This window comes from uncultured Chitinophaga sp. (genome assembly GCF_937898475.1).
Classification (GTDB): domain Bacteria; phylum Bacteroidota; class Bacteroidia; order Chitinophagales; family Chitinophagaceae; genus Chitinophaga.
In genome coordinates this window covers 137,443-158,732 of record NZ_CALEJS010000026.1, presented here as the reverse complement: position 1 = coordinate 158,732, position 21,290 = coordinate 137,443, and the positions used below count along the sequence as shown (strand labels likewise).

General features: G+C 51.7%; 22 protein-coding genes. 3 read left to right on the top strand and 19 right to left on the bottom strand.

What is annotated here, in order from left to right; genetic code table 11:
* Positions 1–25 precede the first annotated feature (25 nt).
* The 3 genes from Q0577_RS17975 to Q0577_RS17965 form a co-directional block, all read right to left on the bottom strand.
* Positions 26–208, bottom strand: a complete 183-nt coding sequence (locus Q0577_RS17975) for a hypothetical protein (RefSeq protein ID WP_298738638.1) — start codon at positions 206–208, stop codon at positions 26–28.
* Between the two features lie 29 nt (positions 209–237).
* Positions 238–1,107 (bottom strand): SDR family oxidoreductase, encoded by an 870-nt coding sequence (locus tag Q0577_RS17970; protein WP_298738636.1) that lies wholly within the window; start codon positions 1,105–1,107, stop codon positions 238–240.
* 152 nt (positions 1,108–1,259) lie between these two features.
* Positions 1,260–1,745: a GNAT family N-acetyltransferase gene (locus Q0577_RS17965; protein ID WP_298738634.1), complete on the bottom strand. Its 486-nt coding sequence runs from the start codon at positions 1,743–1,745 to the stop codon at positions 1,260–1,262.
* Positions 1,746–1,876: 131 nt separating this feature from the next.
* On the opposite strand from Q0577_RS17965, the gene Q0577_RS17960 reads away from it, so the two are divergent.
* Together Q0577_RS17960 and Q0577_RS17955 are read left to right on the top strand one after the other, a co-directional pair.
* The gene (locus Q0577_RS17960) at positions 1,877–3,109 is read left to right on the top strand and encodes a BamA/TamA family outer membrane protein (RefSeq protein ID WP_298738632.1); all 1,233 of its coding nucleotides are present in this window, start codon (positions 1,877–1,879) and stop codon (positions 3,107–3,109) included.
* A gap of 48 nt (positions 3,110–3,157) precedes the next feature.
* On the top strand, positions 3,158–4,075 hold the full coding sequence (locus Q0577_RS17955; RefSeq protein WP_298738630.1) for a sugar phosphate isomerase/epimerase family protein: 918 nt from the start codon (positions 3,158–3,160) through the stop codon (positions 4,073–4,075).
* Between the two features lie 13 nt (positions 4,076–4,088).
* Here Q0577_RS17955 and Q0577_RS17950 read toward each other — a convergent pair whose 3' ends face one another.
* The gene (locus tag Q0577_RS17950) at positions 4,089–4,757 is read right to left on the bottom strand and encodes an NAD(P)H-dependent oxidoreductase (protein ID WP_298738628.1); all 669 of its coding nucleotides are present in this window, start codon (positions 4,755–4,757) and stop codon (positions 4,089–4,091) included.
* A 96-nt stretch (positions 4,758–4,853) separates the two neighbouring features.
* Here Q0577_RS17950 and Q0577_RS17945 point away from each other — a divergent pair, with 96 nt between their 5' ends.
* Entirely contained in the window at positions 4,854–5,237 is a 384-nt protein-coding gene (locus Q0577_RS17945) for a helix-turn-helix domain-containing protein (RefSeq protein ID WP_298738626.1), read from the top strand.
* 20 nt (positions 5,238–5,257) lie between these two features.
* Here the strand turns inward: Q0577_RS17945 and Q0577_RS17940 are convergent, their stop codons facing one another.
* From Q0577_RS17940 to Q0577_RS17870, 15 genes are all read right to left on the bottom strand, one after another.
* Complete coding sequence (locus Q0577_RS17940; RefSeq protein ID WP_298738624.1) at positions 5,258–7,252, bottom strand: M1 family aminopeptidase; 1,995 nt, start codon at positions 7,250–7,252, stop codon at positions 5,258–5,260.
* Positions 7,253–7,303: 51 nt separating this feature from the next.
* Complete coding sequence (locus Q0577_RS17935) at positions 7,304–8,101, bottom strand: helix-turn-helix domain-containing protein (protein WP_298738622.1); 798 nt, start codon at positions 8,099–8,101, stop codon at positions 7,304–7,306.
* Positions 8,102–8,190: 89 nt separating this feature from the next.
* On the bottom strand, positions 8,191–8,898 hold the full coding sequence (locus Q0577_RS17930) for a hypothetical protein (protein WP_298738620.1): 708 nt from the start codon (positions 8,896–8,898) through the stop codon (positions 8,191–8,193).
* A gap of 96 nt (positions 8,899–8,994) precedes the next feature.
* Positions 8,995–9,507 carry a flavodoxin domain-containing protein gene (locus Q0577_RS17925; protein ID WP_298738619.1) on the bottom strand — a complete coding sequence of 171 codons (513 nt, stop codon included), beginning with the start codon at positions 9,505–9,507 and terminating at the stop codon, positions 8,995–8,997.
* Positions 9,508–9,598: 91 nt separating this feature from the next.
* Entirely contained in the window at positions 9,599–10,957 is a 1,359-nt protein-coding gene (gene hemN, locus Q0577_RS17920) for an oxygen-independent coproporphyrinogen III oxidase (protein ID WP_298738617.1), read from the bottom strand.
* A gap of 11 nt (positions 10,958–10,968) precedes the next feature.
* On the bottom strand, positions 10,969–11,682 hold the full coding sequence (locus Q0577_RS17915; protein WP_298738615.1) for a sulfite exporter TauE/SafE family protein: 714 nt from the start codon (positions 11,680–11,682) through the stop codon (positions 10,969–10,971).
* Positions 11,683–11,695: 13 nt separating this feature from the next.
* A complete protein-coding gene (locus tag Q0577_RS17910) occupies positions 11,696–12,139 on the bottom strand; it encodes a FixH family protein (protein ID WP_298738611.1) in 444 nt (147 codons plus the stop codon).
* Positions 12,140–12,161: 22 nt separating this feature from the next.
* The gene (gene ccoG, locus Q0577_RS17905; protein WP_298738609.1) at positions 12,162–13,541 is read right to left on the bottom strand and encodes a cytochrome c oxidase accessory protein CcoG; all 1,380 of its coding nucleotides are present in this window, start codon (positions 13,539–13,541) and stop codon (positions 12,162–12,164) included.
* A 12-nt stretch (positions 13,542–13,553) separates the two neighbouring features.
* Positions 13,554–14,552, bottom strand: coding sequence for a cbb3-type cytochrome c oxidase N-terminal domain-containing protein (locus Q0577_RS17900; protein ID WP_298738608.1), 999 nt, complete (start codon positions 14,550–14,552; stop codon positions 13,554–13,556).
* 10 nt (positions 14,553–14,562) lie between these two features.
* Positions 14,563–14,742 carry a CcoQ/FixQ family Cbb3-type cytochrome c oxidase assembly chaperone gene (locus Q0577_RS17895; protein ID WP_298738607.1) on the bottom strand — a complete coding sequence of 60 codons (180 nt, stop codon included), beginning with the start codon at positions 14,740–14,742 and terminating at the stop codon, positions 14,563–14,565.
* 13 nt (positions 14,743–14,755) lie between these two features.
* Complete coding sequence (gene ccoN, locus Q0577_RS17890; protein ID WP_298738606.1) at positions 14,756–16,900, bottom strand: cytochrome-c oxidase, cbb3-type subunit I; 2,145 nt, start codon at positions 16,898–16,900, stop codon at positions 14,756–14,758.
* 9 nt (positions 16,901–16,909) lie between these two features.
* Positions 16,910–17,092: a cbb3-type cytochrome oxidase assembly protein CcoS gene (gene ccoS / locus Q0577_RS17885; protein WP_298738604.1), complete on the bottom strand. Its 183-nt coding sequence runs from the start codon at positions 17,090–17,092 to the stop codon at positions 16,910–16,912.
* A 59-nt stretch (positions 17,093–17,151) separates the two neighbouring features.
* A complete protein-coding gene (locus Q0577_RS17880) occupies positions 17,152–19,566 on the bottom strand; it encodes a heavy metal translocating P-type ATPase metal-binding domain-containing protein (RefSeq protein ID WP_298738603.1) in 2,415 nt (804 codons plus the stop codon).
* A 224-nt stretch (positions 19,567–19,790) separates the two neighbouring features.
* The gene (locus Q0577_RS17875) at positions 19,791–20,819 is read right to left on the bottom strand and encodes a 2-hydroxyacid dehydrogenase (protein WP_298738602.1); all 1,029 of its coding nucleotides are present in this window, start codon (positions 20,817–20,819) and stop codon (positions 19,791–19,793) included.
* Between the two features lie 42 nt (positions 20,820–20,861).
* Positions 20,862–21,233, bottom strand: coding sequence for a hypothetical protein (locus Q0577_RS17870; RefSeq protein ID WP_298738600.1), 372 nt, complete (start codon positions 21,231–21,233; stop codon positions 20,862–20,864).
* Positions 21,234–21,290 lie beyond the last annotated feature (57 nt).

The window sequence follows — 21,290 nt, the reverse complement described above, 5'->3', positions numbered from 1 at the left end:
CGGTGGACAGAGCCCTGGCTAACAGCTAAGGCCTGTCCCGTTGTTTTTTACCTTCGTCCAGCGCTCTTTTCCAGGCTGCCTGGCGTTCTGCTGTTTCCTCATCCTGCGGCGGATGTTCTTCCTGCCCACTGTCTCCGTCTTTCTCTAATGAAGGGAAATTAACATGCTTATCCCTGTCCGCTTCCAGTTTTTTATCTTTCTTATCCATGATCATTCGTTTTTAGTCTTATTAAATTATCATACCGGCACACCACCATTCGGATGTAATATCTGGCCTGTCACAAACGCAGCATCCTTTGACGCCAGGAACACATAACAGCCTGCAATTTCAAAGGGCTGTGCAGCGCGTCCCATGGGCACATTCTTACCAAACTTCGCCACCTGCTCCTCATTGAAGGAGGATACGATCAGCGGCGTCCATACAGGACCCGGTGCTACGCCGTTCACACGGATGCCTTTCTTCATCAGCGATTGTGAAAGGCTGCGGGTAAAGGCCACAATAGCACCCTTGGTAGAAGAGTAATCTATCAGCAGCTCATTACCCTGGAAGGCAGTGATCGATGTGGTATTGATAATACTGGCCCCTTCTTTCAGGTGAGGCACTACGTGTTTGGTAAGATAAAAGTAAGCGTAGATGTTCGTGGTAAATGTTTGCTCCAGTTGTTCTGCAGAAATGCCTTCTATTGTTTCCACCGGGTATTGTACTGCCGCATTGTTGACCAGAATATCTATATGCCCGAACTCTTTTAATGTGCTTTCTGCAATATTCGCACAATTAGCCTCCTGCCGCACATCTGCCCTGATCAATAAAGACTTGCCGCCGTATTTGCTGATAGTGGCAGCGGTTTCTTCCGCATCTTCCTGCTGATCCAGGTAAACGATCGCAACACTGGCACCTTCCTTCGCAAAGCTGACAGCTACCGCACGTCCGATACCACTGTCGCCGCCCGTGATAATAGCTACCTTGTTTGCCAGGCGGCCGCAACCCGGCGCATCATCATCGTAGATGGGGCGCGGTTCCATTTCAGTTTCTTTACCAGGCTGATGTTCCTGGTGCTGGGGAGGGAATGATTCAGGCATGGCAGCCTTCAAAGCATCTTTAGCCATAATAACACGGTTTTCCTGTAATGAATGATATTCCATTCATCTCACCCAAAAAACGTGCATATTATGCTATACAGGAGAACAGGGCCTACTGCTGAGTAACATAGGAAACAATGTTGTTGGAAGATTTACCCACCTTTACCAGGATACGGCCTTTAGTCAAGGTCTTTCAGCATCCACACCGTAGTGGCAAAATGCCCGGTATTGCCCAGCTGTTCGGGAATATCATAAAAGCCGGCTTTCTTATACATACCTACTGCCTTCGCCAGCTGGGGAAAAGATTCCAGGTACAGCTGGCGGTATCCTAATGCTTTGGCGGCTTCAAAGCTGCGCTCCATCAGGGTGCGTCCAAGGCCCTTGCCGCGGGCGGCGGGCGACAGGTAAAACTTCACCAGTTCCGCACATCCTTCCGGCAACCCCTCCGTAGGGTAAACGCCGCAACCGCCCAGTACCACGCCGTCTTCTTCTGCTACAAAATAGGCGCAGTGCTCCCGGGTAAATACTTCATACAGGTGATCGGTCTGCTCATCGCTGTACACTGTCCCAACCAGCGGCGCATCAAACTCAATAAATATATCCCTGATGATCTTTGCTAAAGGTGCATTGTCTTCCAAACTAATTGGTCTTATATGGATAGGCATGATGTAAGTACTGTTAACGCGGCGCAAAGATACGAAAACATACGCCGCAGCGCCTAAGGTTCAGCCAGCTTCTGGCACAATATTTTATTTACTCCTGCGGATCATAACCACAAAAACGGCTATTTACCTGAATGAGAAAACTCCTGCTGATAGCATTCCTGATCATCCCATACTGGGCAGCAGCCCAGGATACAACTACCGCCCCCGGGCGAAGAAGATACTATGAAGCCGAAGAGGATTCCGTGCCCAAGACAGATATCATCCGGGTGTTGAAAGACGCGTTCCACATAAAGTCCTCAAATATCCCCAGAAAAGGCCGAGGAGGGGTATATTATTCACTGTTACCTGCCCCTTCCAATGTGCCGGGTGGCGGAACCGCCCTGGTCACCAGCACCAATGCGGCCTTTTACCTGGGCCCCCGCAGCACTACCAATATTTCCAACGTAAGTTTTTCACCGTCGTTTTCGTTCAGCGGGCGCTTCTCTTTTTCCTTCAGCTCCAACCTCTGGCTGGAAGGCAACTACCGTAATATCACCGGGGATATGCGCTTTATTGTGAACCCGCAATACACCTGGGGACTGGGCAACGGCGTATCTGAAGATGAAAAGCAGCTGCTGGGAAATAACTATTTCCGTTTCTACCAGACCTTCATGCGCAAAATAAACCGCACCCTGCTGGCGGGTCTGGGTTATCACCTGGACTGGCATACAGCTATCCGCATCAAGAACAATGATTCCGTGTACCTGCCAACCTTTGTGAAATACCAGTACGGTACTACGCCGGGACAGCATACCGTTTCTTCCGGTATCTCGCTCAACCTGCTGGAAGATAACCGCAATAATTCCATCAACCCCCAGGCAGGCCATTACGCCAATGCCGTGTTACGCCTCAATCCTACTTTCCTGGGCAGTAACGACAACTGGTCTTCGCTCTACCTGGATTATCGCAAGTACTTTCATTACGGTCCATCCTGGAGCCAGAACGTACTGGCCCTCTGGGGATATTACTGGACAGTACTGGGCAATAAAACCCCCTATCTTGATCTGCCCAGCATTGGATGGGACCCCAAGAACAGAAGCGGCCGCGGAATAGAACAGAACCGCTACCGGGGCAAAGCGCTCATCAACCTGGAAGCTGAATACCGGCGCGATATCCTGCCCAACGGGCTGCTGGGATTTGTAGTATTCGCCAACATGAACACCGTTACACAACCTGATAAATACTGGTTCACCAATTTCCATCCCGCCGCAGGCGCAGGCATCCGCATTAAATTCAACAAACGCTCCAATACCAATATCGCCCTGGATTTCGGCATGAGTAAACACGACCGCATCTTCTATATAGACCTTGGCGAAGCTTTCTGACAAACTGGTAACTTTTTATTAACTTACCACAGCACTAAATTTCCACATATGAACACGTCAAGAAGAGGTTTCCTCAAAACCAGCGCCCTGGCACTGGCAGGTGCTGCCGTGCTGCCCGGTGGCAGCATACTGGCCGCAGCCCGCGCCAAAGATATACTGGGCGTACAACTGTACTCTGTGCGCGATGATATGAAAAAAGATCCCGCCGGCACCCTTCAGCAGGTAGCTAACATGGGCTATAAGTACGTAGAACACGCAAATTATGTGAACCGTAAATTTTATGGCTGGACAGCACAGGAGTTTAAGAAAAGGCTGGACGACCTGGGACTGCTTATGCCCAGCGGCCATACCGTCATGCGCCAGCAACACTGGGACAAAGCCAGGAAAGACTTTACTGACGAATGGAAATATACCGTAGAAGATGCCGCCATTGTCGGACAAAAATATGTGATCAGTCCCTGGCTGGATGAAGAACTGCGCAAAACCTACGACGATTTCATTGCCTATATGGACGTGTTCAACAAAAGCGGGGAGCTGTGTAAAAAATCAGGTATGAAGTTCGGTTATCACAACCACGATTTTGAATTCAGCGTTCAGCTGAACGGCAAGAAACTGTTCGACCTGATCCTGCAGAACACAGATCCCGCCCTGGTGGCCCAGCAGCTGGACATCGGCAATATGTATCACGCAGGCGGTATTGCCCTTGACATCATCAAACAATATCCAAAACGTTTTGAGCTGATGCACGTAAAAGACGAGATCAAATCTGAAAAAGGAGAGATGGGCGGCCAATACGAAAGCACCGTGCTGGGTAAAGGAGTGATACCCGTAAAAGAAGTGATAGACCTGGGTAAGAAAGCCGGCGGCACCACACACTTCATCATCGAACAGGAATCCTACCAGGATAAAACGCCACTGGACGCTATAAAAGAAGACTTTAACATGATGAAAAAATGGGGCTACTAAGCCCCATTTTCTTTTAATAAGCGCCTACAGCAAAAGCGGGTTCGTTAAAGATATCCTTCAGCCGTAACTGCCATTGGGCCAGCGCCTGATTACGCAGTTCCTCCCCTATCCGCGCAGGGCCATACACCACCTGCGGCGCCAGCACCGTAAAGCCGGTAAACTGCAATATACCACGGTGCACCGGCCGCAGCATACCAGCCAGATCGCCGTTAAAACCGCCTTTGATATAAGCCTCCGGCTCACCACCCGTGGTGAGCGACAACAGCGCTTTTTTCCCCTTAAACACGCCGTTCTCGTAAAAATGCCCGTTGCCATAGGTACGGCCCATGGCAAAAACACGATCTGCCCATCCCTTGAGGATAGCAGGTATACCAAACCACCACAGCGGGAATTGCCAGATCATCAGGTCACACCATTCCACTTTCCGCAGTTCTGTTTCAATATGAGGCGCAAAGCCCCTGTGCTCAGTGGCATATATTTCTTCCAGCTGTTGTTTGAAGAATTCACGGTTGTGTACTGTGGTAAAGTTATACCGGTCAGATACCGGGTTAAACTGCATACCATAAAGGTCTGTGGTCTGTACGGCATGCCCGGCTGTCTCCAGCGTGTTTACCGCTGCCCTGAACATTGCGCCGTTCATACTCTGCGGTTCCGGATGTGCGTATACAATCAATACATTCATAGCTCCATGTTTTAAGTTAAGCGTCACAAAATTATCCATGCATGCTTAACTTTGCGGGGCACAACCCATTGTACGATACTCACAAAACTGTTAGTAATGACTAAGATAAAAGCTGCTTCCACCAATCAGCACAACCGGAAAGCACTCAATGATTTCTGCGGCGTGATGTATGCCATAGACATACTGGGAGGACGCTGGAAACTGATGATCCTTTACAAGCTGGAGAAAAAGACCATGCGTTTCCTGGAGCTGAAGAAAAAGCTGCCGGAGATATCAGACCGTATGCTTACCCTCCATCTCCGTGAACTGGAAAGGGATGGCATGATACGCCGCGAAGTATTTGCAGAAGTGCCGCCCCGGGTAGAATACAGCCTCACCGAAAGCGCCAGGGAGCTGGTGCCCGTTTGGCTGCAACTGGAAAAATGGGGACTGCGGCACAGGGATCTCAGGGCGGCAGCTGATGCCGTTACACAGCATTAATACACAATAGTGCTGGCAGGCTACAACAACCTGCTCACCAACTCCTTCATACCATCTTTCCCCATGTTCAGTTCATCTGCTTTTACGGCGTGTGAACAGGCCCATTGTAATAAGTCATCATCTTTTTTACGCTTCGCTATCTGCGCAATTCTATAGTACGTATAAGCCAGCAGATCGCCGGAACGGCTGCTGCATTGCAGCGCCTTCTGAAAATACATCAGTGCGGCATCCTCCTCTCCTTTCACGGCCTTCAGCCTTGCTACTGCATACAACAGTGAAAACTCCACTCCATACGGATCTTCGGGAAAACCCGCTGCCAGGTAAGACAGCGCCAGCTTTTCTGCTTCCTCCGGCTTTTGCGCAATACGCAGCTGCAGTACCCGTTGCAGCTTGCTCATGGCTTTTGCTTTGGGCGTCAGTTCTTCATCCCAATGGATCACTTTAAAGTATGGATCCGTTTTAACACCTGTCACCTTTGCGGTCACCGGCAGTTTCAGCTCCTGCCTGCGCGCTGTAATGTCTACGCGTTGCAGGGAATGATCACCATTGCCATAAGTGACCATTACCTCCAGCGGCAATCGGTACAGGCTGTCTGTTTGTGTTATGGTGAGCAGCAGCTCACTGCCCTGCTGCTGCCAGGCGGTTTCCCAGGCAGGTGCGCCTGTACGGTTGAACCATTGTTCATAGAACCACTGCAAGCTGCTGCCATGCGCGGTTTCCAGTGCCTGCAGGAACTGATCCCAACGTAGGCCCCGGTGGCTGTACTCATTTCCTATTGTTTGCAGCGCTTTGTGAAAAGTATCTTTCCCGATGGTGCTGGCAAGCAGCTCCAGTACCAGGAACCCTTTACTGTCAGCAATGGTATGCCCGTTCTCGGCTGTCAGCGCATGCAATGGAGCATCAATGCCCGCTGCGGCGTTCTTGAGATACCCAAACCCGGATTGATCGGGTATATAACCCGGGTAACCGGTTTTTCGGTAGAGGATGGCCTGACTGCTGTCAAAAGCTTCCACCACCTGCAACGAACCATACTGCGCCAGCCCTTCCGAGAGCATTTGCGCCCCATTATCGCCCCTGCTCAGCACTTTGTTGCCCCACCACTGGTGCGACAGCTCATGGCCAAATAAAGCGTAATTAAAGCGCTTCAGCGCGTTGGAGGGCATCAGTATCCCTCCCATCAGGCTGGCGCCGCCAATACCTGTCTTTTCGGATACAGCGTCCGGGAATTCTATGATGGAAAAATCAGGAATGGCAAGCGGACCAAATAAGGTAAACAGGTGATCCAGCACCTGCGATGCCCGGGCGCTCACAGCCGCACCGTCTGTTTCACTGCTGAGCGTAAAACAGTAAAACGGGATGCGCCCCTTTACCTCCTGGCGGCGGTATGGAGCTATGTACAGCGAAAAGATATCCGGCACCGCATACCGGAACGTATAGGTATGGCTGTTAGCATCTTTTTTCAGCCTGCTGGCCGCCATTACCGGCATATAGGGCGGGGCTACCTTTACATGGATGTTGCCCGTTGCCCGGGTGTACCTACGGGTGCCATCGTCCGCAAGGGAAACCACCTGCGGATACCACGCAGCGCCATAGCCGCCTGCCATACAGAAAGTGCTGTCTATATAATACTGGAAAGCAGGCGCGCCGCCTCTTTCATAGGCATAAGACAGCTCCAGCCGGCTGCCAGGCCGCGCCGTCTTTGCAAACCGGATATGATAGAGAATATCGCCTCCGCTGTTCACAGTGGTGTCTATACGCGCCACCTGTACTCCAGGCGTACGTACGCGGAGGGATGGCGGAGCGGCGCATTTACTGAGCATCACTACCAGGGAATCTGCAACAGCGGCCGTTACAAGAAAAGATAATGTTCCCTGCACCCTGAACTGCCGGGCAGGAAGATGGGCATTTACTTCCAGCTCATAATGCAGCTGGTCCTGTGCACACAGGCACACATGGCATAGTAGTATTATGTACAAGGTAAGAATAATGGCAACAGCCGGGCGGACAGGCTTCATACTTTTTTGATACAAAGGAACAGTGCAGCCGGTTATAAAAATTGTACGTCATTAACTTTTGAGGGAACTCCTGAATTTGTGCGGAGATGCCTGGTAACAGGCCCTGAAACACCTGATGAAGTGAGCCGCATCTGTAAAACCGGTGGTATAGGCAATGGAAGAGATGGATTCGTCCGTGCGGAACAACAGTTCCAGCGCTCTTTTCAGGCGCATCTTCAGGTGGTATTCCCCGGGTGTAAGCCCCAGCCTTTCCTTAAAGGCGCGGGCCAGGTACACCGGGTGCACATGCACCCTGGCCGCCAGTTCCGCAATGGGATGAAGCATTTCCAGCTCGGTTTCCAGGATGACCTTTACCTTGTGAAGCCATAACAGGCGTTGTGGCAACTGCCGCGCTGACTGCGCTCCCAGCCAGGTGAAAAGATATTCTGTTGATAATTCCGCACCCAGGTCGTTTACAAAGCAGTACAGCAGGCGGTAGAGGTATTCAAAAGCGCCGGCGGGATAGATACTGGCGGCCGGGGGGATCGTAATGCGGCCTGCCTGCTCATACAGCGCTTCCGGCTTGAACTCAATATTCAGGCAGCTGCCTCCGTTGCCCGTAAAATGATTGGCGTGACAATAACCTGCGGGGCGGAAGATCACTTCCCCGGGGGCCATATCCTGTTCACGGCGGCCGGTCGTTTCCCGGTACTGCCCGTTGATCAGCAGGCTGAGATAAGCATTCTCATGATAGTGCGCTCGGATTTCCGCAAAGGGATCATAGCGGGTGATGTTCAGTTTGAACCCCGCATGCTCGTCTTGTTTACGTTCTATCCCAAAGTAATTGCCTGCTGACAGTATGATGGCCATATACTGCAAATTACGCATTGGCAGCCATATAATAATACATGGTTAACGTGAAGATAAATGTGCAGGTGTATAGCAGGCAAAACAAAAGATCAATTCCAGATGCGCTGGTCCTTTAACCGCGCAGCATCCTGTTTCCATTGTTTCAGGATACCGATCACATCTTTCTGAAGATTCCTCAGCTGGATGATCGTAAGCAGGATGTCCTGCAGGCAGATCTGCTCCTTCCTTGTCAGCACCAGTTGCCGGTAATCGGGCCGATGTTGTACACAACCTTCAAGAAAAGTATAAATGATATCGGTGCTGCGCAGGAACTCCTGCACTACCAGCTTAAGGTGCTGGATATTATCCGTACTGATCGCCCCGGGTGCAGACGGCTGTTCTGTTTCCGGTGCAGCGGCCAGTTGCGCGGCAATATGCTGCTGCACATCATGCTGGTATACCGCCAGTATACGGTGATAGGTTTCCATTGTTTCCAGCAGCTGTCTGTAAACAGCAGGCTTCCTTTTGAGGGAATGGAAACGTTCTTCAAAGCGATAGCCGGCAGTCTGCAGTTTGAACAGCAGTTCACCCGCCACAGGAATATCGTTCTGCTGCAGTTTCACCAGTAACACGCGCGCATGCACCACACTGTTATCATATTGGCAGGAGTAACGATCCAGCAGTTCGCGGGTATCATCGTCACTGACATAACACTTATAGATAAACCCGCCGTGTTGTTCAAGCGACCTGAAGGGGAAGAAATCAAAACCTTCACAAAATCTTTTTTGTAATTCAGGATAAGAAAAGGAAGGGTACATAGTGTGCGTGTTTTGTGATACAAATATCAGCCGGAGGCGAAGGAGAAACAATGATCCGGATCAAGGGATGTGGTGATACAGGTCAGCAGGCCGGGGCTACGCTACCTGCTGATAAGCCGCTGCGTTCACCAGTTGGGTAATGTTCAGCCGGTTTACTTTGTTGTAGTCTGTCAGCTGCATTTTATTTCTCCGGCTGCTTCCGTGCAACCAGGCCCTCATTTTCAGCAGCACTTTGTCTTTAAACGAAAGCTGACTGAATTCCAGCTTACCGGGAAAAAAGAAGCATTCAATTTTGCTCCTCAGTTCTTCCGGTACGTTATCCTTAACATATTCGGTTAAACGGTTCACATCATCCAGCGGTGTGCCGGATACTACGAACAGGTATAATTTTTTGGTGGCTAAAAAAAGGAGGTTCTCTTTAATCCAGCGTTTCAGCTGCAGCTTCCCCATATACACGCTGGAGCCCATGATCACATAATCTGCATCAGCCAGCTGATCTACGGTTTCACACCCAGCTTCTGCAATGGGCAGCTCAAGGGCTGTTCCCAGCCAGATGGCGTATTGGCGGGTAGCGCCATATTTACCTTTGTAGATGATCATGCCTTTCATAGATATATTTTACACCTCAAAAGTAAAGGCCCCGGAGCTGCTGGCAAATGACCCCGCTCAAACAGGTGCATGATCCTCATCAGTATATTCCCTAAATGGCCTGGCTGAACAAGCGGGATGCCGGTGTTTTCCGCCACAGGCGGGCATCAAAGGCCATACAGATATTCCGGATAAAGGGCCGGCCCTCAGCTGTTACGCGGATCTTCCCGGGGAGCAGGGCCACCAGGCCATCCTTTTCCAGTTCCCGCAGGCGGCTGATGCCCTCCATAACGGCACTGCAGTGCGCATCTGCCCGGTTCAGCGAAGTCTCCAGGCGGCACATGAGCGACTGTATATGGTTGCGCAAACGCATATCTTCTGCAGTCAGTATATGTCCTTTCACCACCGGCAGTATTCCTTTGTTCACGCACTCCTGCCAACTGGGAATATGCTTCTCATTCTGTGCATAGGCATTCCAGCTGTCGCTGATGGCGCTGGCTCCCAGCCCTATCAGCAGGGAAGTACGGGCCACGGTATAGCCCATGAAATTGCGGTGCAGCTTTCCTTCCAGGCTGGCTCGCTGCAGGTCGCAGCCATCCAGTGCAAAATGGTCCATACCGATCTCCGTATAACCGCTGGCGATAAATAGTGTTTTGCCCAGCTCATACAAAGCGCGTTTTTCTTCATCCTTCGGAAGATCAGCTGCTGAGAACCGCCGCTGCCCCACCCCTTTGATCCAGGGCACGTGTGCATAGCTGTAAAAAGAAATGGTATCGGGTCGCAATTGCATTACCTGCCGGATGGTGTTTTCCACCCCTCCCGGCGTTTGAAGGGGCAAGCCATAGATCAGGTCAAAATTAACGGAGGTATATCCGGTACGGCGGGCAGCCTCCACAACTGCCGCCACATTTTCGTAGGGTTGTACGCGGTTGATGATCTGCTGTACCCGCTCGTCCAGGTCCTGCACCCCCAGGCTGATACGCCGGAAACCCATTTTATACAGGGTTTCCAGGTGGGTGACCGTGGTATTATTGGGATGCGCCTCAAAACCGAGCGAGGCGCCCGGCAGCAGGTCTGCACTTTCGTAAATGCCATCCAGCAGCTGGTGCAGGTTGCCCGGACTGAAAAATGCCGGGGTGCCGCCGCCCAGGTGGATCTCGCGAATGCGGGGCCGCCCACCGAAGAGCGCGAGGTACAGCCGCCACTCCTTCAGCAGCGATTGTATATAGGGTTCCTCCACGGCATGATTCACCGTAATGTATTTGTTACAGCCGCAATAGGTGCAAAGGCTTTCGCAGAAGGGCAGGTGAATATACAGGCTGATGCCGTCAAGTGTATTGGCAATACTGAAAGCGGCAGGCAACAGGGCCTCCCAGCGCTGACGGTCAAAACTGCTTTCATCCCAGTAAGGCACCGTGGGATAACTGGTATAGCGAGGTGCAGGCACATTATATTTCCGGATCAATTCCATGGCAAATAATTTTAAAAATGACAACGTTCCATAACCCGGGTACTGTAAGGACTGATAGAAGGGCTGACATAAGGAATGCCCAGGTTCATACCCCTGATGATCAGCAGCACCCCCATCAGGGCTATCACCACCGGTATCAGCTGTTTAATGCGGTTGCGGGCCTGTAGGCCGATGAACTGCCGGCTGGCGCTAAGCGCCGCCATGGCGGGTATGGTTCCCGCCCCGAAAACCGCCATGAACAAGCCTCCCTGGTAAATGTGTACCGTAGCCAGCGCCCCTGCTATACCCAGGTATACCAGTCCGCAGGGCAGTAAGCCATTCAGCAAACCAATTGCATACAACGTGGTAAAACCCTGCCGCTGCAATAATACTCCCAGCCATCTCCTGGTGCCGGCCGTTAATTGCCCCAGGTAAGTGCCCATACCCAGGCGCCTGCCCGGCAGGTATCGCAGCAGGGCCATTAGCAGCAGCAGCGCCCCCAGTACGATAGACAGCCATTGCTGCAGGCCCCCCAGGTAAAACTGGCGGCCCAGCCAGCCAAATACAAGGCCCAGCAAAGCATAGGTGGTCATACGTCCTGCATTGTACAACAGTATGCCACCCAGCCGGCGAACACCCTGCAGGTGTTGTACGGGTAATGCCAGCGCAATGGGTCCGCACATGCCAATGCAGTGAAAGCTACCCAGGAATCCGAGAGAGAAGGCGGATAATATTAAAGGCCACATGGTCAATTAAGCATTAATAATTGCGGATCCAGAGGGAGGATTCGTGGAAATAGGGCTTGCCGTCCATTTCCCATTGTATCTTTACCTGGTAAGGCCCTGCTGCAAAACGGCGGCTGTCTACCAGCAGCTTGCCTTCTTCATTCAGCTGCAGCGGAACACTCATATCTTTTTCTGCGTCTGCAGGGCGGTAAAAGAGCGCTTTCCCTGCCAGGGAATGTCCCTTCAGTTCTTCCGGGAAACTGAGCTCCACCAGGGCGCCGGCCTGCTTTACGGTAACAGGGGCTGATAAGCGGGCGCTGTTCTCTCTCCCATCTATCACCTCCTGGTATTGTAATTCCGCGCCGTAATAATCCGGCGTAACCATATCTATCCGGGTACGCATGCTTTTAATGACAAGCGTCAGCATCCCGGCCGCAAACAGCGTAAAAATGATGATAACACGGTAACCCCAATTCATAACAAGCTTTTAGACGTTCAAACTATTTTACCGGTCCGAGGAAGGTGGTCTTTAAGGCCCCAACCTGTTCGGTACCCTTATAAAGTGAAACATGTACGGCGCTTTTGCGCTTTTCAATGGCGCTGCGCGGCAGTACTATAAAAAAGGTGCCTTCGCCCTGTTCGCCGGCTTTCAGCAGGATCGGGCTCTTGCCAATCAGCTGTATCCGCCCGGCGCTTTCTTCCAGCAGTAGTTTTACCGGCAGGTCCTCCGCCGTTTTATTTACCAGCTTGATACGGTACAGGTTGGAGATACTATCCTTACCTCTTTCCTGGTACAGCATGCCGGCGGTACGGATAATGGTGCCGCTTACCGGGTGACGGCTAACCAGCAGGAAAGTAATGCCGCCCAGTATCAACAGCAGCGCCATGGTATAGACTTTCAGGCGGGGCGTAAAACGCAGCGGCTGTTTTGCCGCAATACCGTTCTCAGAAGCATAGCGGATCAGCCCTTCCGGCTTGCCTGTTTTAAGCATCATGAAATTGCAGGCGTCTATACAAGCCGTACAGTTCACGCATTCCAGCTGTGTGCCGTTGCGGATGTCTATACCCGTAGGGCATACTTTCACGCACTGCAGGCAGTCAATACAATCGCCTTTGTCTGCCGTTTCCATCCTGCTGAATTTTCCGCGCGGCTCACCGCGTTTATAGTCATAGGCCACAATAACAGAGTTGCGGTCCATCAGTACCCCCTGCAGGCGGCCATAGGGGCACACCACCGTGCACACCTGTTCACGGAAAAAAGCGAACACCCCGTAGAAAACCGCTGAAAAAACCAGTATGGCCGTAAAGCCACCCGCATGTTCAGATAATGGTTCGCTTACAATACGGCCCAGCTCTTTTACACCGATGATATAAGCCAGGAAGGTATTGGCGATCACGAAGGAAAGCAGGAAAAAAAGTATATGCTTTACCGTTTTACGCCAGATCTTTGCCGTGGTCCAGGGGCTGCTGTTGAGCAGCCGCTGCTGTGCGGCGCTTCCTTCTATCCAATACTCGATACGGCGGAAAAGCATTTCCATGAAAATGGTTTGCGGGCATGCCCATCCGCAGAAAAGACGGCCAAAAGCCATGGTAAAAAGGGCTATAAAAACAATGAACGCCAGCATGCAGAGACCGAAGAGAAAGAAATCCTGCGGCCAGAAAATAGCGCCAAACAGTATAAATTTCCCTTCCACTACATTCAGCATAAACAAGGGCCTGCCATTCACGTGCATGAACGGCAGGCTGAAAAACACCATGAAATAAAAATAGCTCAGAATAGTCCGATACCTGTACAATTTTCCTTTCGGTTGTTGTGCGTAGATCCATTGGCGTTTCCCTTGTTTGTCAACTGTGGCTAAACTGTCCCTGAAAGTTTCCATTTGCAGATAAGATTATTTTTCCAGCCCGCCCTGCGGTTCCTTGGCTCCCGGAGGATTGGTACCACGCAGTGTTTTAATGTAGCTGGCCAGTTGAGCGATCTGTCTGGGCGAGAAATCGTCTTTCCACGATTTCATGCCCTTCTCAGGCACTCCGTATTTAATGGTGCTGAACACCTGGTTCACCTGGCCGCCATGCAGCCAGTAATCGTCTGTAAGATTAGGGCCAACTGATCCCTGTCCGGCTGCGCCATGACAGGCGGTACAGTTGGTGCTGAAAAGTTTCTGGCCGCTGGCAATATCCGCTGCTTCCGTCAGCAGTTGCACATTCTTCTCGTCAATATTGTTGGCGGCATTGGCCAGGTAGGCCTGCTGTGCTTCTGCGGCCTTTGCTTCCGCAATGGCCAGCTCTTCCAGCTGTAAAGGCGCGCTGTGCGATACATGGTACACCCACACGTACACCACGCCGAACAGGATGCTGGCATAGAAGCTGTAGCGCCACCAGGGAGGCGTAGGATTATTCAGTTCGCGGATGCCGTCAAAATCATGACCCAGGTCCTGTTCCTGTTCAGAGGCCGCATCAATGCTGCGGGTCCTGTTCAGTTTTTCCCACCAGCTCACTACCGGCTGTCCGGGTACAGGCACTGGTTTGGGTTTACGCCTGCGTTGTATGCCTACCAGGTGCCGCAGCATCCATAAGAGGGCAAAGATCACCGTCAGTTCCAGTGCGATAACAGATACCAGCAGGTAATAAGACACCGCCGGCAGTCCGCCTATCAGCAGCAGGGCCGCCTTATCAGCGCCACCATTCTTTTTGATACGGTCACGGTAAATATCCATCGCGCCGATCACTGCATTACCCAGTACAGCGATCGCGATCAGTAAGGCAACGATGATCACCAGCAGCAGCTGGGCTAAAGAATTGTCAAGTGCAGATACAGGTGTTTGCGCTGAAGCGGGCAGCACATAACACAACAGCGTGATCATGAGAAGTGATATAGATTTTCGTTTCATACCGGACAGTTTATAGCTCGTACTGATCGTTACTTTCCAGGGGAATGCGGCTCTTGCACACCATAGATGTTTTCTCCGCTCTCAATGCAAACCAGGCCGCGCCTGCGAAAAATGCGGTGAACAATACCAGCGGTACCAGCGGGTAAATGGCTACGCCATCTATACTTTGCAGATAATTGATGAATTTCATACCATTAGTTTTTTTATTGTTGTCCTTCCTGAACGGCCAATGGCTTTTCAGGCGCTGCCTTAATGTCTTTCCCGATTCTTTGCAGGTAGGCGATCAGTGCCACAATCTCACGGTCAGGTAATGTTTCCAGCTTGTCGCGCTTCAGCGAAGCGGCAATTTCCTTTGCCTGCTGCTCCATATCTTTGTTGGCCTGCAGCTCATAGTTGTGCGGATAGGGAACCCCAACCTTACGCATAGCGCTGATCATGGCAGGTGTTTTCCCCTTATCAATACGGTCTTCCAGCAGCCAGGGATAGGAAGGCATAATAGAACCGGGCGACATAGACGCAGGATCCAGCATGTGATTATAGTGCCAGCTGTCGGGATATTTGCCACCTATCCGGGCCAGATCGGGGCCGGTACGTTTAGACCCCCACTGGAAGGGATGATCATACACAAACTCTCCTGCTTTGGAATACTCGCCGTATCGGGCTACCTCATCGCGGAAGGGCCTTACCATCTGCGAATGACAGGTATAGCAGCCTTCGCGTATATAGATATCGCGCCCGTGCAGTTCCAGCGGCGTATAAGGTTTTACGCTGCTGATTGTCGGGATATTGCTGCGCACCAGGAAGGTGGGGATCATTTCAAAGATACCGCCAATCCCTACTGCGATCAGGCTGAATACCACCATCTGTACAGGCCTTCTTTCAATCCAGTTGTGCCAGTGCCCTTTGCCGGATACGGGTATCACTTTGGGCAGTGGCGCCGCTTCGGCCGGTTCATCGGCTACAAAGCTGCCGCTGCGTACTGTTTTCACCAGGTTCACGATCATCAGTATCATGCCTGAAACATACAGGGCACCGCCCAATCCGCGCAGTGCGTACATGGGAACGATGGTAGTAACGGTTTCAAGGAACTGGTACTTCAGCTGACCCTCTTCTGTAAATTCCTTCCACATCATGCTTTGCGTGAAAGCCGCCCAGTACATAGGCACTACATAAAACACGATGCCCAGGGTACCCAGCCAGAAATGGGTATTGGCCCATTTGCGGGAGTACAGCTGCGTAGCAAACAGCCGCGGTATCATCCAGTACAGGATACCGAAGGTGAGGAAGCCATTCCATCCCAGCGCGCCAACATGCACGTGTGCAATGGTCCAATCGGTAAAGTGGCTCACCGCATTCACATTCTTCAGGGAAAGCATGGGCCCTTCAAACGTAGCCATACCATAACAGGTAAGCGCTACTACAAAGAACTTAAGGATAGCGTCTTCCCTTACCTTATCCCAGGCGCCACGCAACGTTAAGAGCCCGTTGAGCATACCGCCCCAGGAAGGAGCGATCAGCATGATAGAGAACACGGTGCCTAATGACTGCGCCCACTCGGGCAGGGAGGTATAGAGCAGGTGATGGGGTCCGGCCCATATATAAATGAAGATCAGGGCCCAGAAGTGGATGATAGACCAGCGATAGGAATAAACAGGACGATTGGCCGCCTTGGGAACAAAATAGTACATCAGACCCAGGTAAGGCGTGGTCAGGAAAAATGCCACGGCATTATGACCATACCACCATTGCACCAGCGCATCCTGCACACCGGCATACCAGCTGTAGCTTTTGAACAGCGATACCGGCATTTCAAATGAGTTGACAATATGCAGCATGGCTACCGCTACCCAGGTGCCGATATAGAACCAGATGGCCACATACAGGTGCGCCTCACGGCGGCGCAGGATGGTACCCAGCATATTGGCGCCGAATATTACCCATACCACGGTTATGGCTATATCAAAAGGCCATTCCAACTCGGCGTATTCTTTACCGGTGGTATATCCCAGGAACAAGGTAAGGGCGCCGCCTGCAATAATAGCCTGCCAGCCCCAGAAGTGCAGCTTGCTCAGCACATCGCTGAACATACGCGCCTTGCACAAACGTTGCAGGGAGTAATACACGCCCATATAGATGCCATTCCCTACAAATGCGAAGATCACCGCATTGGTATGTACAGGCCTTAAACGCCCGAAGGTAGTGGCTGCATAACCCAGGTTCAATTGCGGAATGGCAAGCGACAGCGCTGCCCATAGACCCGCCAGCATGCCTATCAGGCCCCAGAACACGGCGGCGTAGGCAAACCATTTTACAGTGCGGTTGTCATAAGAGAACTTTTCCAGAGACATAGTGCTAAATTATGATTGCTTAAGTGTGGTGTCGGTATAAGTATTATCCTTCGGGGTATCATCAAACAGGATGCGGTGCGCAGGTGAATAATCGTCCTCGAACTGCCCGCTTCTTACTGACCATATGAAGGCTGCCAGGAAGGTAAGCCCTACGGTAAGACTGGCGCCGAGCAACAGTATAATTACGCTCATGGTGTTGAATTTTACTTTACAAAAGTATCCCGCCCCCTACAGGCTGAACATGATCATACTCAACCGGGCAACTGATCCTTGTCATCCGCGGTCTGCGATGCCTTTTGCTGCAACCGCTTTCCCGCTGCTGTACTCATCCCCCAGGTGAGCAGTATGATGCTGATGGAACTGGCGGGCATCAATATGGCGGCCACCAGTGGTGATAATGTTCCCTGCACGGCAAAAAATAAACCGGTGATGTTATAGATAAGGGAGATAATAAAGCTGGTAAGGATGATGTGCTTCCCGTTGCGGCAGGTTTGTATAAGATCCGGCAGCAGGGGTAATTGTGCGGCTTCCAGGATACCATCGCTGGCGGGCGTGAAGTTATTGCTGTTCTCTGTAACGGAAATGCCTGTATGACTTTGCAGCAATGCACCGGCATCATTCAGCCCGTCTCCTACCATCAGCACCCGCTGCCCCTGCTGTTGCAGCTGCAGGATGTAGTCCAGCTTATCCTGCGGCATCTGCTCAAAGCGTAAGGTAGCGCTGGGGCCCATCAGTTCACGGAAGGCGCCCGCTTCGCGGTCATTATCTCCCGACAGCAGGCTGAGTGCAAAGCGGCCCCTGAGCCGGCGGAACAATCCCTGTATACCTTTACGGTAAGCATTGCGTACACTGAAACGGCCATATACCCGGCCATTCATATTCAGGTACACGGCGCTGCCATCAGGCGAATCATCATTGCCGGCTCCAGTAAAATCAGCATTGCCCAGGCGGATCAGGTTGTTGTGTACCTGTCCGCTGATGCCCTTGCCCGGCTGGCTCACAAAGTGCTGTACGGGCGATGTGCCCGTTCCGCAATAAGCATACACCATTTTACTCAGCGGGTGGGAAGACTGCGCCGCCAGCGCAGCTATATCCCTGCGCTCGGCAGCGCTGAGCGGCTGGCCGTAAAAACATACTTCGGCACTGTTGCGTGAACTAAGGGTGCCTGTTTTGTCAAATACAATATGATCCGTATCTGCCAGGCGCTCTATCGCCGCCGCATTACGGAGGTACAAACGTTGGCCGCTCAGTATACGCAGTATAAACCCATTGGTAAAAGAAGCCGCCAGCAGCAGTCCGCAGGGACATGCCACTATCAGTATTGCCGTAACGGCGGGCCATATACGCGATGGATCATGAACTGCCCACCAGGCCGCCGTAATGGCTGCAAGACTTAACACCAGCCAGGCAAAATAGCGCCCCAGCAGATGGATGAAAGACGGCGCTTTGGCCTTCTCCTCCTTCAGCTCGCGGCGGTTCCACAGGCTGGTGAGATAGCTTTGCGCTACTTCCTTGATGGTCAGCAAAGTGATATTGCCGGACAGCTGATACCCCCCGGCATAAATAATCTCTCCAACGGTGCGGCGCACCGGGGTGGCCTCTCCTGTTACAAAGCTGTAGTCGATCAGGGCCTCTCCTTTCAGCAGGATACCATCCGCCGGTATCAGCTCCTGGTGATGTATCAGCAGGGTTTGCCCGGATCTGATCTCCGGTAATGCCACCTGTGTTTCTTTCTCATCGCTGACTACCGTAACGGCTATAGGAAAGTAGGCAGTATAGTCGCGGTCAAATGACAGGCCCTGGTAAGTTTTTTCCTGGAGCACCCGGCCTGCCAGCATGAAGAATACGATGCCCGTCATGGAGTCAAAATACCCCGCGCCGCTGTCCGTCAGCACATCGCTGACACTGCGTACAAAAGTTACCAGGATGGCCAGCGCAATGGGCACGTCTATATTCAGAAAACCGTGCCGGATGCCGCTCCAGCCGGAGCGGAAAAACACCTGTGCACTGTAGAAGAATACAGGCAGTGACAAGGCCAGGTTCAGCCAGCGGAAAAGACCGGTATCCATACCGCCATCGCCGGAGAAATATTCCGGGAAACTCAGCAGCATGATATTGCCGAAACAGAAACCCGCCACTCCCAGCTGGTAGATCAGCTGGCGGCTGATGCTTTTTTTATTGCCCTGCAGATCCTGCAGGCTGATATACGGTTCATAACCGATAGTGGTGAGCAGCTCCACCACCCCGCGAAGCGACAGCTGTTCATGCAAAAACACTACCTGCGCTTCTTTACGGGCAAAATTCACGGTCACCCGCTGTACGCCGCCATGCAGGCGGTGCAGGTTTTCCAGCAGCCAGAGGCAGGAGCTGCAATGTATGTTGGGAATATAAAAGGTGATATGCGTCCGGGTCTCATCGCGGAACTGGATCAGCTGCTGTATGATCTTCTCTTCTTCGAGGAATGCAAATTTATCTTTACGAACAGGTACCCGCTGTGGAATGCCCGGCCTGTCGTTCAGCCGGTAGTAGTCGCACAGCTGATGCCCGTTCAGCAGCTCATAAACCAGTTTACAACCTTCACAGCAGAATGTTTTTTCGTTGATGGTGATGTCAGTGTTGCTACATGTTTCGCCACAATGATAGCAGGCGGTTACTACAGCTGTCATGGTTATTATATATTACTGCAAAAGTAGCGGGGTCACTGCCGGGTCTGAATGACATTTATCAAAGCGGCGGATGATAATTATCATCAGGGGAAATGACAAATATCATTCGCATCTTGTACGTATTGAAAAAGGGGAGAAAAGAATAACCGGCCGGTTTCAGACTTTTAAGAAACGAGCGGCCGGTCAGCAGTGTACAAATTGAAGATGCAGGTGAGTAAAATTGGCTAGCCCGCAGTGATGGCATAGCTATGGCCGTTCACCTCCACCACCAGCTCATTCCTGCAGGCTAATTTCTTTTGCCAGCAGTGCAGGTTATAAAAAGTTGTTTCAGCAATATTCTGCAGCGCTTCCCTTGTAGCAAAGGCCTGGTGCGGGGTAACCAGTACATTGGGCATCCGCAGCAGGCGGGATAAGAGCTTATCCTCCATCTTGCGGCCACGCAGGTCATTAAAAAAAATGCCTTTCTCATGTTCGTATACGTCCATTCCGAAATAGCCGATATGGCCGCTCTCCAGGGCATCTGCCACATCCGCCGTTTTTACGATGGCGCCTCTTGACACGTTGATCAGCATAACGCCCCGTTTCATCCAGCTGATCACATCCTTATTGATCATATGCCTGCTTTCCTCGTTCAGGCCCGTATGTATGGTGATGATATCAGACTCACGGCAAAGTGTGGCCAGATCAGTATACTGTACCCCAAAGCGAGTGGCCAGGTCTTTATTCCTTCTCACATCATACGCCAGTATACGGCAGCCAAATCCATGCAGGATAGCGGCAATCGCCGCACCGGTTCTGCCCGTTCCTATAATGCCCGCTGTTTTACGGTGCATATCAAAACCCACCAGCTGATGCAGGCTGAAATTATACTGCTGCACCTGTTTATGGGCCTGCACGGTTTTACGGTTCAGCGCCATTATCAGGCTGATGGCATGTTCTGCGATAGCATAAGGTGAATAAGCAGGTACATTGGCCACTTTAATCTTCAGCTGTGCGGCAGCGTGCAGGTCTACATTATCATATCCTGCCGCACGTACGGCCAGGTATTTTACCCCCTGCTGCGCCAGTATGCTCAGTACAGGCGCAGATGCATCGTCAGCGGTAAATATGCACACCGCATCACAATCCTTGGCCAGTGTGGCTGTTTCCAGGTTCAGGGGCTCATTCATCATGATAAGGTCATGTTCCTTTATGTTGGCATCTTCCAGGTAAGGACGTTCAAAATCCTTCATACTGTAGAAAAGTACTCTCATAGCAAATGTGGTTTAAGTATTGAAGGACAGATCTGCAATTAATCAGTACAGGTAGTGGTTTGCACGTACCGTGGCCGCATTCAGCTGTGCCAGGCTCCAGTTAATGGTACAGGCAGTCTTCAGCCACAGGTCGCCCCTTCTGGGCTTTACCTGGGCGGTTAAGCCCATCATCTCTTTCAGATCAGCCTCCAGCGCTGCAGCGGTCCGTTTCTGGCTGATATCCAGCCAGCCGCAGCTGCCTGTATCCCTGATGTCATCCACCGGGGTATCGGGCGATACCTTTTTCACCGTCGCTGCAAAAGCACCGGCATCTCCTGTATGGCTGTAAAACTCCAGTTTCAGGTAGGGATATACCGCCTGGAACGCACGTTGTATACTTGCGATAATTGCATTGTCACTGATATAGATCTGCATTTCAAAATGAGTTATGGTTACAATGCAAAGTAACGCCAGCGCTGTTGCGCCAGCAAT